Annotated in this window: 17 protein-coding genes; 9 read left to right on the top strand and 8 right to left on the bottom strand. The window is 64.6% G+C overall.

Annotated features, from left to right (window positions below):
• Window positions 1-1,671 carry a cache domain-containing protein gene (locus XM1_RS21555; protein WP_172821959.1) on the bottom strand — a complete coding sequence of 557 codons (1,671 nt, stop codon included), beginning with the start codon at window positions 1,669-1,671 and terminating at the stop codon, window positions 1-3.
• Between the two features lie 187 nt (window positions 1,672-1,858).
• Between XM1_RS21555 and XM1_RS21550 the strand changes: the two genes are divergently transcribed.
• Entirely contained in the window at window positions 1,859-4,039 is a 2,181-nt protein-coding gene (locus XM1_RS21550) for a tetratricopeptide repeat protein (RefSeq protein WP_068437102.1), read from the top strand.
• 58 nt (window positions 4,040-4,097) lie between these two features.
• Here the strand turns inward: XM1_RS21550 and XM1_RS21545 are convergent, their stop codons facing one another.
• Both XM1_RS21545 and XM1_RS21540 read right to left on the bottom strand, forming a co-directional pair.
• Window positions 4,098-5,204: a CaiB/BaiF CoA-transferase family protein gene (locus XM1_RS21545; protein ID WP_068437100.1), complete on the bottom strand. Its 1,107-nt coding sequence runs from the start codon at window positions 5,202-5,204 to the stop codon at window positions 4,098-4,100.
• A gap of 95 nt (window positions 5,205-5,299) precedes the next feature.
• Window positions 5,300-6,082 carry an enoyl-CoA hydratase-related protein gene (locus XM1_RS21540; protein WP_068437098.1) on the bottom strand — a complete coding sequence of 261 codons (783 nt, stop codon included), beginning with the start codon at window positions 6,080-6,082 and terminating at the stop codon, window positions 5,300-5,302.
• A gap of 189 nt (window positions 6,083-6,271) precedes the next feature.
• Here XM1_RS21540 and XM1_RS21535 point away from each other — a divergent pair, with 189 nt between their 5' ends.
• Both XM1_RS21535 and XM1_RS21530 read left to right on the top strand, forming a co-directional pair.
• Entirely contained in the window at window positions 6,272-8,299 is a 2,028-nt protein-coding gene (locus XM1_RS21535; RefSeq protein WP_068437097.1) for an elongation factor G, read from the top strand.
• 66 nt (window positions 8,300-8,365) lie between these two features.
• The gene (locus tag XM1_RS21530) at window positions 8,366-8,641 is read left to right on the top strand and encodes a hypothetical protein (protein WP_068437095.1); all 276 of its coding nucleotides are present in this window, start codon (window positions 8,366-8,368) and stop codon (window positions 8,639-8,641) included.
• 150 nt (window positions 8,642-8,791) lie between these two features.
• Here the strand turns inward: XM1_RS21530 and pseI are convergent, their stop codons facing one another.
• Together pseI and pseG are read right to left on the bottom strand one after the other, a co-directional pair.
• Window positions 8,792-9,838 (bottom strand): pseudaminic acid synthase, encoded by a 1,047-nt coding sequence (gene pseI / locus XM1_RS21525; RefSeq protein ID WP_068437093.1) that lies wholly within the window; start codon window positions 9,836-9,838, stop codon window positions 8,792-8,794.
• On the bottom strand, window positions 9,835-10,824 hold the full coding sequence (pseG, locus tag XM1_RS21520; protein ID WP_082700660.1) for a UDP-2,4-diacetamido-2,4,6-trideoxy-beta-L-altropyranose hydrolase: 990 nt from the start codon (window positions 10,822-10,824) through the stop codon (window positions 9,835-9,837). Before pseG ends, pseI begins: the two co-directional genes overlap by 4 nt.
• Before the next feature lie 145 nt (window positions 10,825-10,969).
• On the opposite strand from pseG, the gene pseB reads away from it, so the two are divergent.
• From pseB to XM1_RS21505, 3 genes are read left to right on the top strand one after another with little or no spacing between them, the layout of a single operon-like run.
• Entirely contained in the window at window positions 10,970-11,998 is a 1,029-nt protein-coding gene (gene pseB, locus XM1_RS21515; RefSeq protein ID WP_068437092.1) for a UDP-N-acetylglucosamine 4,6-dehydratase (inverting), read from the top strand.
• Complete coding sequence (pseC, locus tag XM1_RS21510) at window positions 11,995-13,191, top strand: UDP-4-amino-4,6-dideoxy-N-acetyl-beta-L-altrosamine transaminase (protein ID WP_068437090.1); 1,197 nt, start codon at window positions 11,995-11,997, stop codon at window positions 13,189-13,191. Before pseB ends, pseC begins: the two co-directional genes overlap by 4 nt.
• Entirely contained in the window at window positions 13,188-13,928 is a 741-nt protein-coding gene (locus tag XM1_RS21505; protein WP_068437088.1) for a cytidylyltransferase domain-containing protein, read from the top strand. The genes pseC and XM1_RS21505 overlap by 4 nt, the downstream gene beginning before the upstream one ends.
• 4 nt (window positions 13,929-13,932) lie before the next feature.
• Here the strand turns inward: XM1_RS21505 and XM1_RS21500 are convergent, their stop codons facing one another.
• Together XM1_RS21500 and XM1_RS21495 are read right to left on the bottom strand one after the other, a co-directional pair.
• Window positions 13,933-14,700: an alpha/beta hydrolase gene (locus XM1_RS21500; protein ID WP_068437086.1), complete on the bottom strand. Its 768-nt coding sequence runs from the start codon at window positions 14,698-14,700 to the stop codon at window positions 13,933-13,935.
• A 91-nt stretch (window positions 14,701-14,791) separates the two neighbouring features.
• On the bottom strand, window positions 14,792-17,074 hold the full coding sequence (locus tag XM1_RS21495) for an NADP-dependent malic enzyme (RefSeq protein WP_068438171.1): 2,283 nt from the start codon (window positions 17,072-17,074) through the stop codon (window positions 14,792-14,794).
• A gap of 406 nt (window positions 17,075-17,480) precedes the next feature.
• On the opposite strand from XM1_RS21495, the gene XM1_RS21490 reads away from it, so the two are divergent.
• The 3 genes from XM1_RS21490 (at window position 17,481) to XM1_RS21485 (ending at window position 20,092) form a co-directional block, all read left to right on the top strand.
• Window positions 17,481-18,704, top strand: coding sequence for a site-specific integrase (locus tag XM1_RS21490; protein WP_068437084.1), 1,224 nt, complete (start codon window positions 17,481-17,483; stop codon window positions 18,702-18,704).
• Window positions 18,705-18,725: 21 nt separating this feature from the next.
• Window positions 18,726-19,223, top strand: coding sequence for a hypothetical protein (locus XM1_RS24375; protein WP_156428831.1), 498 nt, complete (start codon window positions 18,726-18,728; stop codon window positions 19,221-19,223).
• A gap of 158 nt (window positions 19,224-19,381) precedes the next feature.
• Window positions 19,382-20,092 (top strand): response regulator transcription factor, encoded by a 711-nt coding sequence (locus tag XM1_RS21485; protein ID WP_172821958.1) that lies wholly within the window; start codon window positions 19,382-19,384, stop codon window positions 20,090-20,092.
• Here the strand turns inward: XM1_RS21485 and XM1_RS21480 are convergent.
• Window positions 20,044-23,295, bottom strand: a complete 3,252-nt coding sequence (locus XM1_RS21480) for a PAS domain S-box protein (protein ID WP_082700658.1) — start codon at window positions 23,293-23,295, stop codon at window positions 20,044-20,046. The two genes, XM1_RS21485 and XM1_RS21480, sit on opposite strands and share 49 nt — an antisense overlap.
• Between the last annotated feature and the right edge of the window lies 1 nt (window position 23,296).

Raw genomic sequence — 23,296 nt, 5'->3', positions numbered from 1 at the left:
CTATTCCGCCGGCAGCATGACGTGAAGGCGGCTTTCGCCGTCGCCGGTGGTTTCCGCCCACAGGCGGCCGCCATGCATCTGGGCGATCTTGCGGCACAGCGCCAGACTCAGCGTCGGACCGCGCCCCCCGTCGCCTGAACTGCCGGCGCCCAGCAGCGGGAACGAGGTTTCGCCTTCGCCGAAATCGGCATCGGTATTGTCGGCGCTGACGACCAGATGCCACATGTCCGCCTCCCGCGTCGCGCTGACCGCGATGGTCTGGCGCCGCTCGGGACGGCGCCGCTCCAGGATGGCGGAAACCATGTGGTGGAACAGGCCGGCCAGATGCTGGCGGTCGCCCATGATCTCGGGCAGGGGGCCCGACGTGATGGCGGCGCCGGTGGACTCCAGGCGGGGGGCGAGCAATTCGACGGTCTCGGCCAGAAGGCGCGGCAGCGAGACCGGCTGATGGGGCCGACACTGCTCCACCCCCAGATAGCGCTGCAAGGCGTCCAGCTGCGCCTTCATGCGTTCGGTTCCCGAGCGGATGAAGCCCAGGTATTCCTCCAGCCCCCCGGTCTCGCCCGCGCCGGCCTTGCGGACCAGCAATTGGGCGTAGGACAGGATGGTGCGCAGCGGTTCCTGCAGGTGGTGGGCGGAGATTTCCGCCATGTGGCGCAATTCCTCGTTGGCCAGTTCCAGGTCGGAGGTGCGCCGGGCGAGCAGGCGCTCGAAGCGCTCGCGCTCCACCAATTGCCGGTGCAGCGCCCAGGTGATGGCGGCGGTGGCCAGGATCAGCGGCAGCGCGATGACTGCCAGGGTGGTGGCGTAGGACCTCCACTCCGCCATGGTATCGTCGTAGAGGGTCGAGACGGAGACCACGGCCGGATAGTCCGCCAGACGCCGGTAGCTGGCTTGGCGCAGCTTGCCGTCGGTGGCGACCACCTTGGTGTAGCTGCCCGTCGCCGCCTTGGAGAGATGGTCCCGGAACAGCGGTCCTTGCGAGAAATCCTTGCCGACCAGGCCTTCGTCCACCGGGCCGCGGGCCAGCAGGGTGCCGTCGGTTCCGAACAGGGCGATGGTGCCGTTGGGCTTCTGGCGGATGGATTCGAACAGGGCGTTGATGTCGTCCAGCTGGATCATCACCGCCAGGACCGCCATGAGTCGGCCGTCGGAATCCCGGTGCGCCATGCTCACCGGCAGCACCAGCCGCCCGTTGACGCGGCTGACGATCGGTTTGCCGGGGAACAGGCCGGTCCCGCCTTGCCGGTGGGCCAGGACGTAGTCCCGGTCGCCGACGCTGACCCCCTGGGGCGGTAGTTCGGGATGGCTGTGGAGATAGGCGCCGTCGGGGGTGATGACCCGGGCCGCCGCCACCATGGGCGCCTGCTTCAGCAGGGCGGCCATGAACGTCCGGAAGGCCGGGTCGTGGGCCGGGAGGGGTTTGGCGCTTTGTTCGCGCTCCAGCCGTTCGCCCATCATGGACAGCACCAGGGCCGACTGGCGGAACACGCCGGCGGCGTGCTCGGCCAAGGTGTCGGCCAGCCGTTCGTTGCTGGCCTCGCGCTCGCGCAGCAGGTCCTGCTGCCTTTGCCAGGCCATGGCGCTGAAGGTCGCGACGATGAACAGCACGACGAGCAGGCCCATCGCCACGACAGCGGCGCTGGCACGCAAGCTGATAGGTCTGCCCATGTCGTTTGGCATAGTCATCTCTGCCGTTTGGCCGGGTGCATCATAGCAGTGGCTTGATGGGGATCAATAATCGATGGTTTGCCCATGACGAATCGTGATAATTCGGCCGTTTCTCCCCCTGTTGCCTTGCCTCCGCACTCTGCGGCATGCCATCGTTTCCGCCAGGGACAACCTCGGGGAAACCACATTGGTCGACGATTTCGCCAAGGCCGTCGAGCTCCATCAGGCGGGCAGGCTGCTTGATGCGGTCGACATCTACCAGCGGATTTTGTCGGCCGACCCGTATCACGAGGGCGCCAACCATCTGCTGGGCGTGGCCTGTTCCCAGATGGGGCAGTTCGATCTGGCCATCCACCTGATCGGCGAGGCCATCCGCTCCAACAACCGGGTCCCCGATTACCACGTCAACCTGGGCAACGCCCTGTTCAGCGCTCGCCGCCTGCCCGAGGCGGAGGCGGCCTACCGCCGTGCCCTGGCGCTCAATCCCGACATCCCCGAAGCGCTGTTCGGCCTGGGCAACACGCTTGCCCAGACCGGCCGCCTGGACGAGGCGCTGACCTCGCAGGAACGGGCGCTCGCCTTACGGCCGGGCTTCGTCGAGGCCCTGGCCAACATGGCCGGCGTGCTGAACCGTCTGGGCCGTCCCGTCGAGGCGGTGGACAAGCTGCGCCGCGCCGTGGCCGAGCGTCCGGGCGAGGCCAATCTTCACGCCGACCTGGGCCGCGCCCTGCTGGCCTCGGACCGGGGGCTCGAGGCCGACGTCTCCGTTTGCCGCGCCCTGCGGCTGGCCCCCGATTCCGTTCCGGTGCTGGTCGCCGCCTCGGACGTCATCCGGGCGCGGGGCCGGATCGAGGAGGCGCTGGAGCATGCCGCGCGCGCCGCCGAGCTTGCCCCCAACTATCCCCCCGCCGTGCTGATCCTGGCCCGCCAGCTGCGGGCCATGGGACGCGACGAACTGGCCGCCGAGACCTATCTGCGGCTGGCCGGGATCGAGGGGTCCGGGGTGGCCCATCTGTTCGAGGCCGCCAACGCCATGAACGAGATGAGCCGGCTGCCCGAGGCGGTGGCGCTTTACCAGACCCTGCTGGCCCGCGAGCATGATCATTCCGAGGTGTGGAACAATCTCGGCAACGCCCTGCGCGAACAGGGCGAGCTGGAACGGGCCGCCGAATGCTATGAGACGGCGGAAAAGCTCAGCCCCGACGACCCCATCGTCATGGCCAACCGGGCCGCCCTGCTGGGCAGCCTGGGCCGGGTCGAGGAGGCCGAAATCCTGAGCCGCCGGGTGGTGGACCTGTCGCCCGGTGCTGCCATACCGCTTAGCAATCTGGGCCAGGCCCTTTACGCCCAGGGCCGCCTGGCCGAGGCCCAGGAGCAGTTCGACGCCGCCGGCGCCGCCGATCCGGCCAATGACGACATCCGCTTTCATCGCGGCATCGTGCGCCTGAAGCAAGGCGACTTCGCCGAGGGCTGGGCGCTCTACGAGGCGCGCTGGGGCAACCGCAAGCGCCGGGAACCCCTCCGGCACGCCGCCATTCCCCAATGGAAAGGCGAGGAGGTCGAGGGACGCACCCTGCTGCTGTGGTCGGAACAGGGCTTCGGCGACACCTTGCAATTCGTCCGCTACGCGCCGCTGGCGGCGGCCAGGGGCGCCAGGGTCGTCCTGGAGGTGCAGCCCGCTTTGGTGTCGCTGCTGGCCCCCATGCCCGGAATCGCCAAGGTGGTGGCGGTGGGCGAGGACACCGGGCCGGTGGATATGCAGGCCCCGCTGATGAGCTTGCCGCTGGCCTTCGGCACCACTCTCGAGACCATCCCCGCCGTCCTTCCCTATCTGTCGCCGCCCCCCGACCGCCTGGAGCCCTGGACGCGGCGGCTGAACGCCGGCGTGGCTCCCGGCCCGCGCATCGGTCTGGTCTGGGCGGGCGATTCGCGGGAACACGACATCGAATGCACGCTGATCGACAAGCGCCGCTCGCTGGCGCTGAAACAGCTGGAGCCGGTCCTGGCCGTGGACGGCGCCCGCTTCGTCAGCCTGCAGGTGGGCAAGCAGGGGCTGCAGGCGAGGGACGAGGGCCGCGTCGCCGACCTTACCGCGGGCATTACCGATTTCGCCGACACGGCCGCCCTGATCAATGGGCTCGATCTGGTGATCAGCGTCGATACCTCCACCGCCCATCTGGCCGCCGCCATGGGCAAGCAGGTCTGGCTGCTGTCGCGCTTCGACGGCTGCTGGCGCTGGCTGACCGACCGCGACGACAGTCCGTGGTATCCCGGCATGCGCCTCTACCGCCAGCCCAAGGCCGGCGACTGGGAGACGCCGCTGGCCCGGCTGGCGGCGGACCTGGCGGCCTGGCTGAGGGGGAAGTAGCGGGCAGGACGCCCGCGCTTCGTAAAGCTTGGAGCGCGGGCGTCCCGCCCGCCCGTCCTCAGGACCATGCGGCGATGACCGTTTCCGCCGGCTTTTCGGCCAGCGGCCGGCGGCGGCGGGGGCGTTCGCCTTCCATCAGCACGGGCAGCAGCACCTCGACCAGACCCTGCTCGCTCACATGGGTGAAGCCGCGCTCCACGTGGTGGGGATGGGTGGCGACCTCGTGGGGCTCCAGCACCGGCTCGAAGGTGCAGTCGGCGGGCTCCAGCAGCGCGGCCCATTCGGCCAGGGTCTTGGAGGCGAACAGTTCCGTCATCTCCCCGATCATGGCGGTCTGGGGCAGGGGCTCGTTCTGGCGGGCCACCCAGTCGGGCTTGCCCACGGCGGCGCAGAAGGACTGCCAGAACTTCTCCTCCAGCGCGGCGATGGCGGCGAAGCGGCCGTCCTTGGTCTTGTAGATGCGGTAATGGGCGGCGCCGCCGTTGATCAGATCGTGCTCGCGCGCCGGATCGCCCCAGCGGTGCGCCATGGTCAGCACGCCGCCCATCCACGACAGCGCCGCCTCGGCGAGGCTGATGTCGATGGTGGTGCCCTTGCCCGAGGCGGCGCGCTTCAACAGCGCGGCCAGGATGGAGTTGACCGCCAGCATGGCCCCGGCATGGTCGGCCAGCGGCGGGAAGGTCATGACGGGCCGCTCGGCCGGCCCGCTCGCCGCCAGCAATCCGGTCACCGCCAGATAGGTGACGTCGTGGCCCGCCCGTGTGGCGAAGGGGCCGGTGCCGCCATAGCCCGAGAGCGCGCAATGGACCAGCCGGGGATTGATCTCGTGCAGGCGCTTGATGCCGAAGCCCAGGCGCTCCATCACCCCGGGGCGAAAGCCCTCCAGCAGCACGTCGGCCCCGGCCACCAGTTCGGCGAAGCGGGCCTTGCCGTCCGCCGACTTCAGGTCCAGCGTGACGATGGTCTTGTTGGCGTTGGCCAGCTTGTAGAAGGCGGTGGTGCCGTCCGCGTCCACCGGGCCCATGGTGCGCATGGGATCGCCGGCCGGGCTTTCCACCTTGATGACTTCGGCGCCCAGGTCGGACAGCCACAGGGTGGCCAGCGGGCCGGGAATGTACATGGAGAGGTCGAGGACCTTCAGCCCGGCAAGGCAATCGGCGATCATGCTTTCAGCTCCTTGAGAAACACATCGTCATCGCCGGGCCTGACCCGGCGATCCATGGATGCCCGGGTCAGGCCCGCGCATGACGGATAAGGGGATTACCCCGACCAGTCGGGCTTTCTTTTTTCGGTGAGCGCGGTGACGCCTTCGCGGCATTCGGCCGAGGCGCGGGCGTCGACGAACTGGGCCACGGTGTAGCGCATCAGGTCGGGGCCGGCGGGGCTGTCGTCGACCACGCGCAGCATGTCCTTGGCGGCTCCCTGCGCCTTGGGCGCGCCCTTGAGAACGGCGTCCACCATCAGGTCGCGGGCCGCATCCAGCTTGTCAGGCGTCACCATGGCGTGGATCAGCCCCAGGCGCAGGGCCTCGCGGGCGTCGAAGCGCTCGCCCGACAGCACGTAGCGGCGCATGGCCCGCGTGCCGATGGCGGCCGCCATGCAGGGCATGATCAGGGTGGGGGAAAAGCCGGCGCGGACCTCGGGCAGGGAGAAGCTGGCCTCTTCCGACGCCACCACCATGTCGGCGCAGGCGACGATGCCGGCCCCCATGCCCAGCGCCGCGCCCTGCACCCGGGCGATGACCGGCTTGGCGCAGCGGTCGATGGCGTCGAGCATCACCGCCATCTGCATGGCACTGCGGCTCACCTCCTCGGCATCCTGGTCGAGCAGGGCCCGCGTCCAGCCGATGTCGCCGCCGGCGCAGAAGCTCTTGCCCTGGCCCTCGATCACCACCACGCGCACCACGTCGGCGACCGACAGCTTCTGGAAGGTCTGGGCCAGGTTGCCCACCATCTGCTCGTCGAGCGCATTGTGCAGATCGGGACGGCAGAGCGTCACCGTGGCGACGGCGCCGCTGATCTTGACGTGGATGTGGTCGGTCATGAGAACCCCTCCCCGGAACGGTTGGTTCAGTAAACCACGCCGGCTCCCCTGCACCAAGATGCAAGCAGTGCTGCCCTGTCTCGGCTGCGCGCCATTTCCTGTTGCCACGGGGCGGTTTGACTGAAACCATGGCGGGGCTGGGCGCGGGGGTTCCGGCGTCCAGACAGAACAAGAAATTCCGGAGGGTCCATGACGTCCAAGTCTCCTTCCCTGCCGCGCGCCTGTGCCCTTGTCGGGCCGTTCGCCGCCGGCAAGACCAGCCTGCTCGAAGCCATGCTGTTCGCCTGCGGCGCCATAGGGCGCCAGGGCCGCATCAAGGACGGCACCACCACCGGCGATTCCAGTCCAGAGGCCCGCGCCCGCCTGATGAGCGTCGAACCCAACATCGCCAGCGCCGAATATCTGGGCGAGAAGTGGACCTTCATCGACTGCCCCGGCTCGGTGGAGTTCCAGCAGGATTCCTACAACGCCCTGATGGCCGTCGACGTGGCGGTGGTGGTGTGCGAACCCGACCCCGCCCGCGCCGTGATGGTCGCCCCCGTGCTGAAGTTCCTGGACGAGCACAAGGTTCCCCACCTGCTGTTCGTCAACAAGATCGACACCGCCGGGACGCGCCTCAAGGAGACGCTGGAGGCGCTCCAGGCCGTGTCCGACCGTCCGCTGGTCATGCGCGAGATTCCCATCCGCGAGGGCGATTCCGTCACCGGCTACATCGATCTGGTCAGCGAGCGGGCCTACAAGTACCGCCCCGGCCAGGCTTCCGCCGTGATCAAGATCCCCGATGCCCTGAAGGGCGAGGAAAGCGCGGCGCGCCAGGAGATGCTGGAGCATCTGGCTGATTTCGACGACCACCTGATGGAAGAGCTGCTGGAAGACATCCAGCCGCCCGCCGACGAGGTCTACGCCGATCTGGGCAAGGATCTGGCGGAAGACCTGATCGTGCCGGTGTTCTTCGGCTCGGCCGAGAATGACGGCGGCATCCATCGCCTGTTGAAGGCGCTGCGCCACGACGCCCCCGGCCCGGCCGCCACCGCCGCACGCCTGGGTGTCAAGGCCGAGGGCGGTGCCCTGGCCACCGTGTTCAAGACGGTGCACGCCGCCCATACCGGCAAGCTGAGCTTCGCCCGCGTGTGGCGGGGTGAGTTCGCCGACAACCAGTCGCTGGAAATGGGCCGCATCGGCGGCCTTTACCTCATGACCGGCGGCACGCCTACCAAGGTGGCCAAGGCGGGCGCGGGCGACGTCTGCGCCTTCGGCCGTCTGGAAACCGTCACCACCGGCCAGGCGATCGGCGCGGCCGATGCCGGCATGGCGTCCTGGCCGGCTCCGTTGCCGCCGCTGTTCGCCTTCGCGCTGGCGGCCGAGAAGAAGGGCGACGACGTCAAGCTGACCGGGGCCATCGCCAAGCTGGCCGAGGAGGACCCCTCGCTGTCGCTGGATCATGGCGAGTTCGGCGAGCAGGTGCTGCGCGGCCAGGGCGAGATCCACCTTCAGGTGGCCATCGACCGCCTGAAGAGCCGCTTCAACATGTCCGTGGTGACGGCCAAGCCGACGGTCCCCTACAAGGAGACCATCAGGAAGTCCACCTCGGTCCACGGCCGCCACAAGAAGCAGTCGGGCGGCCACGGCCAGTTCGGCGACATCCATATCGACATCGCGCCGCTGCCGCGCGGCTCGGGCTTCAAGTTCGTCGACAAGATCGTCGGCGGCGTGGTGCCCCGCCAGTACATCCCCTCGGTGGAGGAGGGCGTCGCCGACTTCCTGCGCCAGGGGCCCTTCGGCTTCCCGGTGGTGGATCTGCAGGTGACGCTGACGTCTGGCAGCTACCACGCGGTGGACAGCTCGGACATGGCCTTCAAGACGGCGGCCCGCATCGCCATGAGCGAGGGCATGCCCCAATGCGATCCGGTGCTGCTGGAACCCATCCTGGCGGTGGAGATCTCGGTGCCCGCCGATTTCACCGCCAAGGCCCAGCGCATCGTCTCGGGGCGGCGCGGCCAAATTCTCGGCTATGACGCCAAGGAGGGCTGGCAGGGCTGGGACACCGTCTCGGCCTATCTGCCCCAGGCCGAGATGGACGACCTGATCGTCGAGTTGCGCTCGCTGACCATGGGGGTGGGGACTTTCTCGTGGAAGTTCGACCACCTGCAGGAAATATCTGGCCGCGTCGCCGACAAGGTGGTGGAAGCCAGGAAGGAGGCGCTGGCTAACGCCTGACGCTGGCGTTTCCCGCCAGTGGGATGCTATAGAGCGGGCTCCAGCCTGACCTTAAGGAGCCCGCTCATGGAAGATAACCGCGAGATGTTCGAGGAGATCGCCGCGCTGATCGGCTCCATCGCCAAGGCGTTCGATCTCTCCGATACCGACGTGGTGGCCGCCATCGAGCAGGGTGGCCTCGGCATGGGCATGATCGTCGATGACGAGGGACGCAATTGCGTCGAGGTCACCCACGAAGGCCGCACCGCCCGCATCTATCCCGGGGCCATCTTCCGCGTCGGCGACCAGGCCCCGGTCCAGGACGACGATTGCGGCGGCGGCGGCTGTTCCTGCGGGCACTGAGCCGTTCTTCGTCATGCCCGGACTTGATCCGGGCATCCACGCGTTTCCGCGGGTGCATTGTTCTCCGCGACGTTCCGGTGGCCCCACGTGGATGGCCGCGTCAAGCGCGGCCATGACGGTAAGGGGGAAGGGGCGGTTCGGCGCCCGTTTCTACTCGATCATCGACCAGTCGAAGGCGGTACCGCGGGCGACCGCCTTTCGCGCCTTGCGCCCCAGGATCTCGGGCAGGAATTTCGGTTCCAGCCCATAGCCCGGGCGGATGGAGCGCACCTTGTCCTCGGTGATGATCTCGCCGGGATGCAGGTCTTCCACCACGTAGAGCGAGCGGCGGAACACCTTGGAGCCCTGCTCGCAATCGGCCAGGGCGTAGGAGATGCGCCCGCGTGCCACCCAGGCGGCGCGGCAATCCCTGACCAGCTGAGCCAATTCCTCGGGCTCCAGCGAGAAGTGGGAGTCCAGGCCGCCGTCGGCGCGTCTGAGCGTAAAGTGCTTCTCGATGACGCAGGCGCCCAGCGCCACCGCCGCCACCGCCACCGCCGTGCCCTGGGTGTGGTCCGACAGGCCCACCGGCACGCCGAAGGCCTGGGCCATATGGGGAATGGTGGCGAGGTTGGCGTCCTCGGTGGGGGCGGGGTACGAGCTGATGCAGTGGAGCAGCACCAGTTCGCCGTTTCCCGCCCGGCGCACCGTCTCCACCGTGGCGGCGATGTCGCCCAGTCCCGCCATGCCGGTGGACACGATGATCGGCTTACCCTTGGACGCCGCGTGGGAGACCAGGCCGGGATCGGCCATCTCGAAGCTGGCGATCTTGAAGGCGGGCGCGTCGAGATCGGCCAGGAAGTCCACCGCCGCCTTGTCGAAGGGCGAGGAAAAGACGATCAGCCCCAGTTCTTTGCCGCGCTCGAACAATTTGGGGTGCCAGTCCCAGGGGGTCTGGGCCTCGGCGTAGAGGTCATAAAGCTTGCGTCCGCCCCAGGGGCCGCCCTCGATGACGAAATCGGGGCGGTCGCAATCGATGGTGATGGCGTCGGGTTTCAAGGTCTGCAGCTTGACCGCGTCGGCTCCGGCTTTGGCGGCGGCCTCCAGCAGTTCCAGGGCGCGGCCCAAATCGCCGTTATGGTTGGCGCTCATCTCGGCGATGATGAAGGGCGGATGGTCGGGGCCGATGGCCCGGCCGGCGATGGAAATGTCGGTCATGAGCGCAGCTCTTTCAGCGAGGGAAGGCGGAGCAGGGCGTCGGCGATGCGCGCCGCGCCCCGGCCGTCGCACAGGGCGGCGGCACAATGGGAGAGGGATTGCAGGGCCTTGGGATCGGCGGCCAGATCGCGCAATTGCCCGGTGATGGTGTCGGGGGTGGCCGACAGGGCGGCCCCCGACTGGATCACCAGCCGGGCGATGTCCTTCTGGTTGTCGGCGATGACCAGCATCAGGGTGGGCAGGCCCAGGCAGCAGCGCTCCCAGGTGGTGGTGCCGGCGGCGCCGATGGCCAGGTCGGCCTGGGTCATCAGCCCGGCCATGTCGCTCACCCCCACCAGGACCCGGGTGTTGGCCATGGCCGTCGCCCGGGCGCGCACCAAATCCAGGTGAGGGGCCTTGGCCCCCATCACCACGTCCACCGCCAGATCCAGGCCGGCGGCGGCGACGGAATCCAGCACCCGGCCGGTCATGTCGTCGGGGTCGGTGCCGCCCAGGGTGACCAGCAGGCGTTTCAGTTCGCCGTCGCGGCGCGCCAGCGAGTCCTCGCGGGCACTGGCGAATTGCGGACGCAGCAGGGCGTAGCCGGCCCCGGCCAGGGTGATGCAGGTGACGGGCACCAGCCCCCGATACTCCTCAGGCACACGGCCATGGGTCTGGTCCAGCAGCAGGTCGCAGTGGTGACGGCGGTTGGGCAGGTCGTCGATGGCCATCACCGCGCTGGTCTGGCTGCGCACCAGCGCCTCGTAGGCGGCGTCCAGGCCGTAATGGTCGATGACGGCCAGCGCCGCGCCATAGGGCAGCTTGTCCGGCGGCAATACGGGATAGGGCAGGGCGGGGACCAGCTTCTCGGTTCCGGCGGCAGAGACGAAGACGCATTCGGCGCCCCGTCCGCTCAGTTCGTCGGCCAGGGTCAGGCAGCGCATGACGTGACCGGTGCCGATGGTCACCGACGCGTCGCAGCGGAACAGGATCTTGGGCTTGGTCACGGGCCGGGCGTCCTGGGAAAGGGTCGGTGAAAGTATAGGCGGGGTGGGGCGGGGGAGCAAACGAAGGTCGCGCCCCTCCCTTGTCCCGGGCAAGGCCGCATGCGATGATCCGGCAAGCCTTCATCGCCGCCTTAAGGAGCATCCCTTGACCGCGTCCAAGTACTACGACATCGATCTCGACCTGGACGGCAAGTCCATCCTGGTGACCGGGGGCACCGGCTCGTTCGGCAAGAAGTTCGTGAAGACGGTGCTGGAGCGCTACAACCCGCACCGCCTGATCATCTTCTCGCGCGACGAGCTGAAGCAGTTCGAGATGGCCCAGACCTTCGATCCGGCCCAGCATCGCTGCCTGCGCTACTTTCTGGGCGACGTGCGCGACGCCGAGCGCCTGCGCATGGCCATGCGCGAGGTGGACGTGGTGGTCCACGCCGCCGCGCTGAAGCAGGTGCCGGCGGCCGAGTACAACCCGTTCGAATTCGTGCGCACCAACATCCTGGGCGCCGAGAACGTGGTGCAGGCGGCGCTGGCCAACAAGGTCGGCCACGTCATCGCGCTCTCCACCGACAAGGCCATGAGCCCCATCAATCTCTACGGCGCCACCAAGCTGGCGTCGGACAAGATCTTCGTCGCCGCCAACAACCTGTCGGGTTCGGTGGGAACCAAGTTTGCGGTGGTGCGCTACGGCAACGTGGTGGGGTCGCGCGGCTCCGTCGTGCCGTTCTTTCACAAGCTGATCCAGGGGGGCGCCACCGAGCTGCCCATCACCGATTCCCGCATGACCCGCTTCTGGATCACCCTGGAGCAGGGCGTGGATTTCGTGCTGTCGTGCCTGGACAAGATGCAGGGCGGCGAGACCTACATCCCCAAGATCCCCTCCATGCGCATGACCGACCTGGCCGAGGCCATGGGGCCGGGCCTGCCGCACAAGATCATCGGCATCCGTCCGGGCGAGAAGATCCACGAGGTGATGATCACCGAGGATTACGCCCGCAACACGGTGGAACTGCCCGACCGCTACATCATCCAGCCGGTCTTCGCCTTCTGGACCACCGAGCACCTGATCGACGCCGGCGCCAAGGTGGTGCCCGACGATTTCCGCTACGGCTCGGACAACAACACCGACTGGATGGACGGGCCCCGGCTCCATTCCATGCTGTCGGGGCTGGAACTGTGACCCCGGGACCGTTCCTTCCCTATTGCCGCCACGTGGTGGACGACGACGACATCGCCGCCGTGGCGGCGGTGATGAAGGGCGACATCCTGACCACCGGCCCGGCGGTCGCCGCCTTCGAGGATTCCCTGGCCAGCACCGTCGGGGCGAAGCACGCCGTGGTCTGCGCCAACGGCACCGCCGCCCTGCATCTGGCGGTGATGGCGTTGGGGATCGGTCCGGGCGACGCGGTGCTGGTGCCCGCCCAGACCTTTGCCGCCACCGGCAATTGCGCCCGCTATGTGGGGGCCGAGGTGGTGCTGACCGACGTGGACCCCGACAGCGGCCTGATGCGGGTTCAGGACCTGGAGGCGGCCATCGCAGCCCGTCCGGGCAAGCGCTTCCGGTCGGTGCATCCGGTCCATCTCAACGGCCAGTCGGCGGACATGCCGGGCCTGGCCGAAGTGGCGCGTAAGCATGGCCTCGCCATCATCGAGGATTGCTGCCACGCGCTGGGCACCATCGCCGCCGACGGCACGGTGATCGGCGATTGCCGCTGGGGCGGGCTGAACGTCTTTTCCTTCCACCCGGCCAAGACCATCGCCATGGGCGAGGGCGGCGCCGTCACCACCAACGACGACGGGCTGGCGACGCGGCTGCGGCTGCTGCGCAGCCACGGCATTACGCGGGATTCCTCCATCTTCGTGGACGCGGAAGGCGGCTTCGACGCCGAGGGCGGGCCCAATCCCTGGTATTACGAGATGCAGGAATTGGGCTTCAACTACCGGGCCTGCGACATCCAGTGCGCGCTGGGCACCAGCCAGCTGGCCAAGCTGCCCCGCTTCGCCGAGGCGCGCCGCCGGCTGGTGCGCCATTACCGCCAGCGTCTGGCCGCGCTTGCCCCCAAGGTGAAGCCCATCACGCTGTCGGGCGGTGACGCGGTCTGGCACCTGTCGGTGGCGCTGATCGATTACCAGGCCTGCGGCACCACGCGGGCGGCGGTGATGAATGCGCTGAAGGCCAGGGGCATCGGCACCCAGGTCAATTACATCCCCATGCACAAGCTGCCCTATTACCGCCAGCTGCTGGGCGAGATCAGCCTGCCCGGCGCGGAGGAATACTACCGCCGCTGCCTGTCCCTGCCGCTGTCCGCCGCCATGACCGAGGCCGACGTGGACCGGGTGGTCGAGGCCCTGGGCGAGGTTCTGGGGCTGTGACCGCGGCGGTCATCGTCCAGGCCCGCATGGGCTCCACCCGGCTGCCGGGCAAGATCCTGATGCCGTTGGGCGGCATGACCGCCCTGGCCCAATGCCTGCGCCGCTGCGCCGCCATTCCCGGCATCGACCGGGTGGTCTGCGCCATTCCCGAGGGCGAGGACGAAGCGCCGGTGGTGGCCGAGGCCGAACGCTGCGGCGCCCTGGTGGTGCGCGGCCCGTCCGCCGACGTGCTGAAGCGGTACGCCATCGCGGCCCGGGCGGCGGGCGCCGACATCGTCATGCGGGTGACCAGCGACTGCCCGCTGGTCGATCCGGCATTGTGCGGGCGGCTGCTGGGCAAGCTTAGGGCCGAGGGGCTGGATTACTGCAGCAACAACCTGCCGCCCTCCTGGCCCCACGGGCTGGACGCCGAGGTGTTCCGCGCCGCCGCCCTGTTCGAGGCCGAGGACAAGGCGACCGAGCCCTTCGACCGCGAGCACGTCACCCCCTGGCTGCGCCGCGCCCCGCACCTCAAGCGCGGCAACGTCGCCCGCCAGGGCGAAGACCTGTCCCATCAATGCCGCTGGACGCTCGACTATCCCGAGGATTACGCCTTCCTGGCGGCTTTGTTCGCGCGCCTGCCCGAAGCCATCGTGTCCATGGACGAGGTTCTGGCGACCCTGGCCGCCCACCCCGAACTGGCGGCGATCAACGCCATGCACCACGGTGTGCGGGCGACGCCCGCTCCCGCCAAGTGAGGCATCAGCGGCCGGCGATGAACCGGTCCACGGCGCGGTAGGCGTCTTCCTCGCTGCCCAGGAACATGTGGTAGCCCGCGTGGCAGGCGTCGCCCCGCCCCGCCGTGCCGCCCTCCACCCAGGCGAAGTCCACATCCGTCTTGCCGGCGGAGCGCAGGGATTCGTAAATCTCGACGTCGGCGGCGGGATTGGCCTTCGAGCAGCTGTCGCGGCGATGGTGCAGGAACAGGATGGGCAGTCCCACGTCGGCGCTTACCTTCGCTCCCACCCGCGACGAACTGAGGATGGCGCCCGCCACCATGTCGCGGTGGGTGCGGATGAACTCGGCGACGCTGATCGCTCCGTTGCTGTGGCCCTGCAGCCAGACCGGCAAGCCGAAGCGCTGGCGGTAGAATTGCACGACGCTTTCGATGCGCCGCTGGTGGTCGCTGGAGATGCGCGAGGTGGGAAAGACAGGATCAGAGGGCAGGGCGTAGGGGCTGTCGAAGATCACCACATGCAGGTTGCCCGAACTCAGCGTCGGTTCGGACAGGGGCTTGAAAACCCGGCCGTAGATGCCGCCCAGGTCGGCCTTGTCCGGCTGCAGGCCGATATGGCCCTCGCCGCCCGGAATCATGATCAGCACCGCCTTGGGGTGCGGCGATTCCCACAGGAAGGTCTGGGTCGGATCATCCGCGCCATCCGCAATCGGGACGGAGACCACCTCGGCTTTGGCGGGGCCGAGAGGGGCGAAGACCAGGGAAAGGGCGAGCAGGAATAGGGAAGGCCGCATGGTGCCCCTCCGTCCGAAAGAGAATGGCCCCGGACGCTTGGGCGAAAGCGTCCGGGGCCATCATCTCACGATTGCCTGATGGAATGCTGACCTAGCGGGTGCGGCCCGCATACATCTGGGCGTCCACCGCCGCCAGGGCGGTGATGTTGACGATGTTGCGCACCGTGGCCGACGGGGTGAGGATGTGGGCCGGCTGGGCGATGCCCATCAGGATCGGTCCCACCGAGAGCGCATCGCCCGCCACCTTCAGCAGGTTGAACGAGATGTTGGCGGCGTCCAGCGTCGGCATGACCAGCAGGTTGGCCGCGCCCTTCAGCTTGGAATTGGGGAAGATGCGGGTGCGGATTTCCTCGGACAGGGCCGCGTCGCCGTGCATCTCGCCCTCGGCCTCCAGATAGGGGGCCTTTTCGCGCAGCAGGGCCAGGGCGTCGCGCTGACGCTGGGCCGAGGCGGTGGAGCGGTTGCCGAAATTGGCGTGGGACAGGAAGGCGACCTTGGGCTCGATGCCGAAGCGCCGCACCTCTTCCGAGGCCAGCAGCGTCATGTCGCAGATCTGCTCAGGGGTAGGCTCGGGCGTCACGTAGGTGTCGCAGATGAAGAAGGTGCCGGCCGGCATGATCAAGAGGTTCATGGCCGCCGGAACCTTGACGCCGTCCCTGGTGCCGATGACGTTCATGATGTGCGACAGGTGCTTGTCGTAGCGGCCGATGGTGCCGCAGATCATGGCGTCCACTTCCCGGCGCTTCAGCATCAGGGTGCCGATCACCGTGTTGCGGGTGCGCACCACGGTCCGCGCGTATTCGGGGCTGACGCCCTGGCGCTCCATGATGGAGTGGTACAGGCGCCAGTACTCGTTGAAGCGCGGATCGTCCTCGGGGTCGCACAGGTCGAAATCGGTGTCGATGCGCAGGCGCAGGTCCAGGTCCTGGATGCGCTTCTCCACCACCTCGCGCCGCCCGATCAGGACGGGCCGCGCCAGTCCCTCGTCCACCACGGTCTGCACGGCGTGCAGCACGCGCCGACCCTCGCCCTCGGTGTAGACGACGCGGCGCATGTCCTGGCGCGCCCGGTCGAACACCGGCTTCATCACCAGCCCGGAGCGGAAGACGAACTGGTTCAGCCGGTCCATGTAGACGTCGAAATCGATGATCGGACGCCGCGCCACGCCGGATTCCATGGCCGCCTTGGCCACCGCCGGGGCGATCTTCAGGATCAGGCGGGAATCGAACGGCTTGGGGATCAGGTATTCAGGCCCGAAGGTGAGCGGCGCGGTGCCGTAGGCGGCGCGCACCCGCTCGTCCGATTCGGCCATGGCCAGGTTGGCCAGCGCGTAGACGCAGGCCAGCTTCATGGAATCGTTGATCTCGGTGGCGCCCACGTCCAGCGCGCCGCGGAAGATGTAGGGGAACACCAGGACGTTGTTGACCTGATTGGGATAGTCCGAGCGGCCGGTGGCGATGATGGCGTCGGGACGCACCGCCTTGACCTCGTCGGGCAGGATTTCCGGGGTGGGATTGGCCAGGGCGAAGACGATGGGCTTGGGGCCCATCTTGTCGACCATCTCGCCGGTCAGAACGCGCGGCGCCGACAGGCCGAGGAAGATGTCGGCGCCCTCGATCACCTCGGCCAGGGTGCGCATGTCGGTCTTCTTGGCGTAGATCGACTTGTACTCGTCCATCAGTTCGGTGCGGCCCTCGTAGACCAGCCCCTTGATGTCGGTGACCCAGACGTTCTCGCGCTTGACGCCCAGCTTGCAAAGCAGGTTGAGACAGGCCAGCGCCGCCGCCCCGGCGCCCGAGGCCACCAGCTTGACGTCGCCGATATTCTTGCCCACCACGCGCAGCGCGTTGACCATGGCCGCGCCCACCACGATGGCGGTGCCGTGCTGGTCGTCGTGCATCACCGGGATCTTGACCCGTTCCTGCAGCTTGCGCTCCACCTCGAAGCACTCGGGCGCCTTGATGTCTTCAAGGTTGATGGCGCCGAAGGTGGGCTCCATGGCGGCGATGATGTCGACCAGCTTGTCGGGGTCCAGCTCGGCCAGCTCCATGTCGAACACGTCGATGCCGGCGAATTTCTTGAACAGGACGCCCTTGCCCTCCATCACCGGCTTGGCGGCCAGCGGGCCGATGGGGCCCAAGCCCAGCACGGCGGTGCCGTTGGTCACCACCGCCACCAGATTGCCCCTGGCCGTCACGTCGGCGGCGCTGTCCTCGTCGGCGACGATCAGTTCGCAGGCGGCGGCCACGCCGGGGGAATAGGCCAGCGCCAGGTCGCGCTGGGTGGCCAGCGGCTTGGTGGGGGTGACGCTGATCTTACCGGGGGTGGGCAGGCGGTGGTATTCCAGCGCCGCGTCGCGCAACTCGTCGGACATGCTCATGGAACGGAGACCTTTGGCGTAACGTTATTTCACTACGGGGGCGATACCATACCCGCTCGGGAGCGCCGCGCAAAGCCTCCGATGGGGTAAATTTCGGAAAACCACAGGAAATGCAATGGTATGGCGGTATGACCACTGCGTCTCGGCCGGGTTATAAAATTGCGCGATCGGCCTGAAACGACCAAGCCCGCCGGGATCGCCGGCGGGCTTGATGGTAGCAGATGGTGCGGCCAAGTTTACCATAGAAACCCTGAAATCCAATAGATTCGCGACCTCGAACGAGATTGTTCACTGGGGCAAAAGCGCAACAAACCGACAACAATTCTCAAACACCGCCACTCTGCCTCTGACTCCTTGCTGTCCGAAGGGTGGCCCCTATATCGGCAACGGAGAAACCGATATGCCGACCATCAAATTAACCGCCACCGCCGTCAAGAGTCTTGTTTCCTCGGGCGCAACGTCCATTCGCGTATGGGATGCCAACCTTCCCGGCTTCGGGGTTCGTGTCTGGCCGTCCGGCAAGAAGACCTACATGGTCCAGTTCCGAGATAAGTACCGCCGTACGCGGTTCATGACCCTGGGGGATTCGCGTGTCGTCCACTTCGAACAGGCGAAAGAGAAGGCGCGGGAAATCCTGTGCCGCAACGTGTTGGGCGAGGAGATCGATACGCGACGGAAGGTCGCACTTCTGACAATCGACCAACTCATGGACAAATACATCGCCGGACGGATCGAGGCGCGGGAAACCAGCACTCTGGCGAACCTGAGATCACTCCATCGGCGATATATCAAGCCCCGGTTCGGCAACTCGCCGTATCAGGAGTTGACGCACAAGGACATCAGGGATTACCACGCCAAACTCACGAAAGAGGGAAAGCCAGCTCAGGCAGATAACGTGGTGAAGTACCTCACCGCCATGTGGCGCTGGTGCATCCCCGACATTATTGATGATCTACCGTGTCCATCGTTGAAGATCGAGTTCAATGGCTCGGAAGAGCGGCAGCGCATCCTGTCCATCGATGAATACCGGGCACTTTGGGCCGCGATTGACGGACATTTCCGCCGCCCAAGGGTCTACAAATACAGCGTGTGGGCCATCGAATTCATCGTCCTGACGGGCATCCGAAAAAGCGAAGCCCTCGGGATCATGAAATCAGCCATCGACATGGAAGCCGGAGTGATTCGCGTCAAGGACAAAGGTCATTCACGAAGCGGCAAGTCGCGATTAAAAGAAGTAGACATAACAGAGCCCGTGAAAAATTTGTTGGAACGAATTACAGATTCGGAAAGTGATTACCTGTTCCCGTCATATCGGGACAAGGGTAAGCCGCTGACATCTATCGATGTGGTATGGGCCGAAATCAGGAAGGCAGCCAGTCTTCATTCCCAGAATAAGGATCAGACCGTCTGGATACATGATCTTCGCCGGTCATATATCTCATTTGGCACGGATGAAATGAACCTATCGGTCAATGACGTGTCGAAGGCAGTTGGGCACAGCACCGTGGCCTTAACGGACAAATATTATAACAGACAGAAGAAAGAAAATAAGCAAAAGACAAATCAAAAAATCTCAGAAGGGATTGCCGGTATCAGAGATTCTTCCCAAGGTGTATCTGGATAAATACCTCCTTAAGGAGGCCCCATGGATTCCAATCAACCAATTATGCCGCTTACCGGGCGGCTTCCAGCCGATGTGACCATCGAAGATATTCTTGGCCAGATCACGCTGCCTTTACCGTCCCAGATGCCCCCCATACCCTCTGGGTTTTCTGGAGTGGTGGCTTCGATAATCAGAACCCCTTGTCAGGAACCGTGCCTGCATGACGCGGTTTACCTCGGCTACCACCTCATCCCAGCATCCCTGAGATCAAGAGTTCGTCCGGGTTGCGACATCCACGAACTGCTCTATCTGCTCGAGGCCGCTACATCCCATGTGCCGGTTGGGCGGTGTTCGTGCTGTCACGCACCTGGCCGGGAAACCACAGGGGTGGATTTCCAAGATCTTGCCTGCCGCCTGGAGATTGATCGCCAATCACCCGATGAAAGCTATGAGCACCTTGGGGTCTGGTCGTTCTTTATGGGTGATCAGCGTTGGACCACGCTCGGCCTTCATTGGAGCGTATCGATCAGCCGTTATTGATGTCGCTAGAGTGTGCCCGGGGTTGTACAGAGACGGCATCAAACTCTGCCCCCCCCCCTCTCCCACCCAGGTGACAGCCTCTTGATCGGGCTGTCAATCTTGTTCTTTTCCAGAAGATGTATCCGGTATACAACTTCAGTGGGGCAGGGGAGGCAAAATTGCCTATTCTCATAGTAGAAGACGATGCGCAGGTCCGTAGTCTAATTTCCAAGATTCTGCGGCGTGACGAATATGAGGTGATTGCGGTGGGGTCCGCGGTCGAGGCGCGTGCAGCCATCAAGGCTGCCATGCCTCGTTTGGTTTTGCTCGATCGCGGACTGCCAGGCGGGGATGGGTTGGAATTGGGCCAGTGGATTCGTTCCCATTGCCCTGGGGTTGGGATCATCATCGTCACCGGTAGGGCCGAGGTCAGCGATCGTATCGCGGGATTGGACAGCGGCGCAGACGACTACATCCCGAAGCCGTTCGACATGGACGAGCTAAGTTCCCGCGTCCGCAGTCTGCTGCGGCGTCTTGACGGCATTGCCGCTGTACCGAGAAAGGTAATTCAGATGATTGGCCCCTGGGAGATCGATCCGGATCTCTGCGCCCTGGTCAATGGCGATGTCACGGTGAAATTGACCAAGTCGGAACTGCTCCTCCTCATCGCTCTCGTGGAGCGGCCGAAGCGGGCCGCGACGCGCGAATGGCTCCTGGATCGCTTGGAGGCAGGGGAGAACACGACCGAACGAACCATCGACTATCATGTCCATTGTCTGCGCGCCAAGTTGCGCGAATGTGGCTTGAATGAAGGAATGATCTCTTCGGTTCGCAGCATCGGCTACGTCTTCACGCCGCCCAACGAACGCCATGGCTCCGAAAAGGATTGATGCGTCCGACCCGCTAGCAACCGGTCCAATGTGTCGATCAGTTCGATCATGTTCAATGGCTTGACGAGGAAGGCGGCGATAGCGGCAGCTTGGCACATCTCAGGAGTAACCTGATCATCACGACCACTGCAGAGAATTACGGATGTCTCCGGGCTATGGACACGAACTGCATTGGCAATGTCAACGCCGGTTACTGCCGGCATCATCTGGTCGGTAATGACCACGTCGTATTTTTCGCCGCCCTGGATAATATCCATAGCTATCTGCCCTACCGACAGCGCCCGCACTGTATGACCTTGCCGCTGCAGGAAGCGCTCCAACATTTCGGCGATGGCTATTTCATCATCCACGACGAGAATCGAGCCCAGGCATCCAGCGGGAGGGATTTCATCCGCCAGATGGTCGGTTGAGACTGACAACTTCTGGTCAGTTTCAGGAAAATCAATAATGAAGCGGGTCCCACCTTCGGCAATCGCCTCCACGGAGATCCGACCACCATAATCCTCGACAATGCCATGGACGACCGACAGGCCCAATCCTGTCCCTTTGCCCGTGGGCTTGGTGGTAAAGAATGGATCGAATATCCTGGATCGAATTGAATCGGGTATTCCATTTCCATTATCGGATACGGATAGGCGGACCCAGCCCGGTCGAATTCTTTCCAGCTTAATATCAACAACGCCCCTGCTGGCGATCAGAGCGTCAACCGCGTTGCCGCAGAGATTCAGCAGAATTTGGTGAATCTGTACTATAGTACCAAGGATGACGGCATCCCGCGGTATCAGACTTACTTTAATCTCTGCAGTTTTAGGCGTCGCGGCGCGGATCAGCGGTAATGTTTCTTCAATGGCAGCGCAGAGGTTGATCGAGTCCTTGGTGCCCTGGGTTGTCCGGCTGAACGTGAGAATTTGGCGGACAAGATCCTTGGCGCGGGTTGCCGCCGTATGAATTTGCCTTACATCGTCGGCCAAGGCCTCTCTGTCGTCAACGTCGCCAAAGATCAAATTATTATAACCAAGTATGCTGGTCAGGATATTGTTGAAGTCATGAGCAATTCCCCCGGCCAGGGTACCGATGGCTTCCAGTTTCTGGCCTTGGCGTAAACGTTCCTCGGCGGCATGGCGCTTAGTGATGTCGCGGCCATAGACATTGACATAGTCTGCAGAATGAATGGGAACGAATAGAAAGCTGTATGTCCGCTCCCCCAGAGATAGTTCCAATTCTTTGCTGAGTTGCCCATAAAGGCAGGAGATCAGCGTAACCCGCCATTCCGTAGAGATGCCGGGATGGTGGGAGAGCAACTCCTGCCCCGCCGGATTCGCGTAAAGAATCACCCCGTCGCGAGCAATCCGCAGGATGGGATCAGGACTCTGGCCCGGCAGCTTTGCTTGTTCCTGCAGTTCCTGCTTAAGGCGTTTGCGTTCGGTAACATCCTCCTTGACCGCGACATAGAACGTGACGCCTTCCCGATTCATGACCGGGGTGATCGTCGTATCCTCCCAGTATAGGTCTCCATCTTTCTTGCGGTTCAAGAGTTCACCTCGCCACTCCCGTCCTGATTCGATGGCGGACCACAGAGCCTTATAGACTTCCGGAGGAGTGAGTCCCGATTTGATCAGGGCAGGGGTTTGCCCTAGAACCTCGTCACTGGTGTACCCGGTCAAGGATACGAAGTGATGATTGACGTACTCGATTCGTCCTGCGGCATCGGTTATCACAACAGCGAAAGGACTCTGCTCGACAACTGTTGACAGCAGCTGCAGAAAGTCCTCAGCCTGGCGACGGGTGCTGATGTCAGTAACGGTCCCTACCATGCGGGTGACGCGTCCACCTGATCTTTCAACAATAGCGGCGGTTTCGCGGAACCACCGCCATGTGCCATTCTTCAATTTGAGCCGATACTCATGATCAATGCGGTTGCCTCCGGATTTGAGCAGGCCAATAAAGCGCTTTCGGACCTCTGCCAAGTCACTAGGATGCATCAGCTGTCTCAATCCTTCGGAATTCGACGAAATTTTTTCGTCGGAATATCCCAACATTTTGTGGATATGGTTTGCGTAGAATGCCGTATCACTCTCCACGTCCCAATCCCAAAAAGCATCATTGCTGTATTCTAGAACTAGGCGTAGCCGCTCTTCCTTTTGCTTCAGCGAATTGGCCAACTCCGTAGCTTGACGTGCCATGAACATGTAACGGGATGTAAGAAACTGGCTGATCCCCCACAGCACCAATGCGACGACTGATCCAGCAGCCAGAACGATCCCGGAGCGCCCAAATACAGGTCGGGATGGCGTCGTATTGGCGATGTAGAGGCGCCATGTTTGCCCTCCAACTCGCAAGTTTGACCAAATGGCGTCAGGATACTGGGCTATCGCTGAGATCCCCGCTGGGTTCTGATCAGAATCCAGCAGTAATGTGTTCAATGACGGTTCGCCATCGAACAGTTCCACATCAAGATTTTCATTTGATCTGACGATGCCGGCCAGCAGATCGGCAACCACCAAGGATGCCACAGCCCATCCCTGTATGGCGGCACGACGCGCCTCTACCGTGTGGACGGATGCATCGTGCCGGTATATGGGAAGGTATAGGAGAACGTTTCCGGCGGTGAGCAGATCAAGCTTGGGACTTATGGCCAGCCGCCCTTCATCGCGGGCCCGCTCCAAGGTCTGTCGCCGAGCCGGTTCACTGCCCACGTCGTAGCCGATAGCTTTGGCCAGGGGAGCTGATGGCTCAAGATATGTATTTATCATATGATCTTCTATGTCATCAGAAGGATATACATTGAAGTCATGGCTTTCCATTCTCCGCTCTTCCATAAACAGTGATAACTCTCCTCGTCTTACGTAGGCAACATATCCTATGCCAATGATGCCGGTATAATTCCTATCAACTTCTATTTTTTTTACGAAATGCTCCCAGCGTATTCTCGATATTCCCTGTGGGGCGCTGAATTCTGCCATTGCTGCACGTAAAAGATCTTCAACACGCTTGATCTGCACCTCAATCATTGATTGAATTCGTTCCGACTGATGGGAGAATGCCTTCTTCTCGCGCAGGCGCTCGGCATCTCTTTCCTGAGACCAGAGAAGCACCGCCCCGATAATGCTCCATACCAGAACCGCCATCGGAATAAGGCTGTAAACCGCCCATCGACGGCGACCTTCGCCGACGCGCTGTTCCGGTCGGGGGGGAAGATGCATG

It is taken from the genome of Magnetospirillum sp. XM-1, assembly GCF_001511835.1.
GTDB lineage: Bacteria > Pseudomonadota > Alphaproteobacteria > Rhodospirillales > Magnetospirillaceae > Phaeospirillum.
The sequence above is the reverse complement of the archived record's forward strand: the minus strand, read 5'-3'. Positions and strand labels throughout refer to the sequence as shown.

Excerpts from the sequence above, each read along its gene's own strand:
- XM1_RS21545 (WP_068437100.1), bottom strand. The coding sequence starts at position 5,204 with ATGATCGCCGATTGCCTTGCCGGGCTGAAGGTCCTCGACCTCTCCATG.
- XM1_RS21555 (WP_172821959.1), bottom strand. The coding sequence starts at position 1,671 with ATGGGCAGACCTATCAGCTTGCGTGCCAGCGCCGCTGTCGTGGCGATG.
- XM1_RS21500 (WP_068437086.1), bottom strand. The coding sequence starts at position 14,700 with ATGCGGCCTTCCCTATTCCTGCTCGCCCTTTCCCTGGTCTTCGCCCCT.
- XM1_RS21540 (WP_068437098.1), bottom strand. The coding sequence starts at position 6,082 with ATGACCGACCACATCCACGTCAAGATCAGCGGCGCCGTCGCCACGGTG.
- pseI (WP_068437093.1), bottom strand. The coding sequence starts at position 9,838 with ATGACCGACATTTCCATCGCCGGCCGGGCCATCGGCCCCGACCATCCG.
- XM1_RS21495 (WP_068438171.1), bottom strand. The coding sequence starts at position 17,074 with ATGTCCGACGAGTTGCGCGACGCGGCGCTGGAATACCACCGCCTGCCC.
- XM1_RS21480 (WP_082700658.1), bottom strand. The coding sequence starts at position 23,295 with ATGCATCTTCCCCCCCGACCGGAACAGCGCGTCGGCGAAGGTCGCCGT.
- XM1_RS21535 (WP_068437097.1), top strand. The coding sequence starts at position 6,272 with ATGACGTCCAAGTCTCCTTCCCTGCCGCGCGCCTGTGCCCTTGTCGGG.
- XM1_RS21490 (WP_068437084.1), top strand. The coding sequence starts at position 17,481 with ATGCCGACCATCAAATTAACCGCCACCGCCGTCAAGAGTCTTGTTTCC.
- XM1_RS21530 (WP_068437095.1), top strand. The coding sequence starts at position 8,366 with ATGGAAGATAACCGCGAGATGTTCGAGGAGATCGCCGCGCTGATCGGC.
- XM1_RS24375 (WP_156428831.1), top strand. The coding sequence starts at position 18,726 with ATGGATTCCAATCAACCAATTATGCCGCTTACCGGGCGGCTTCCAGCC.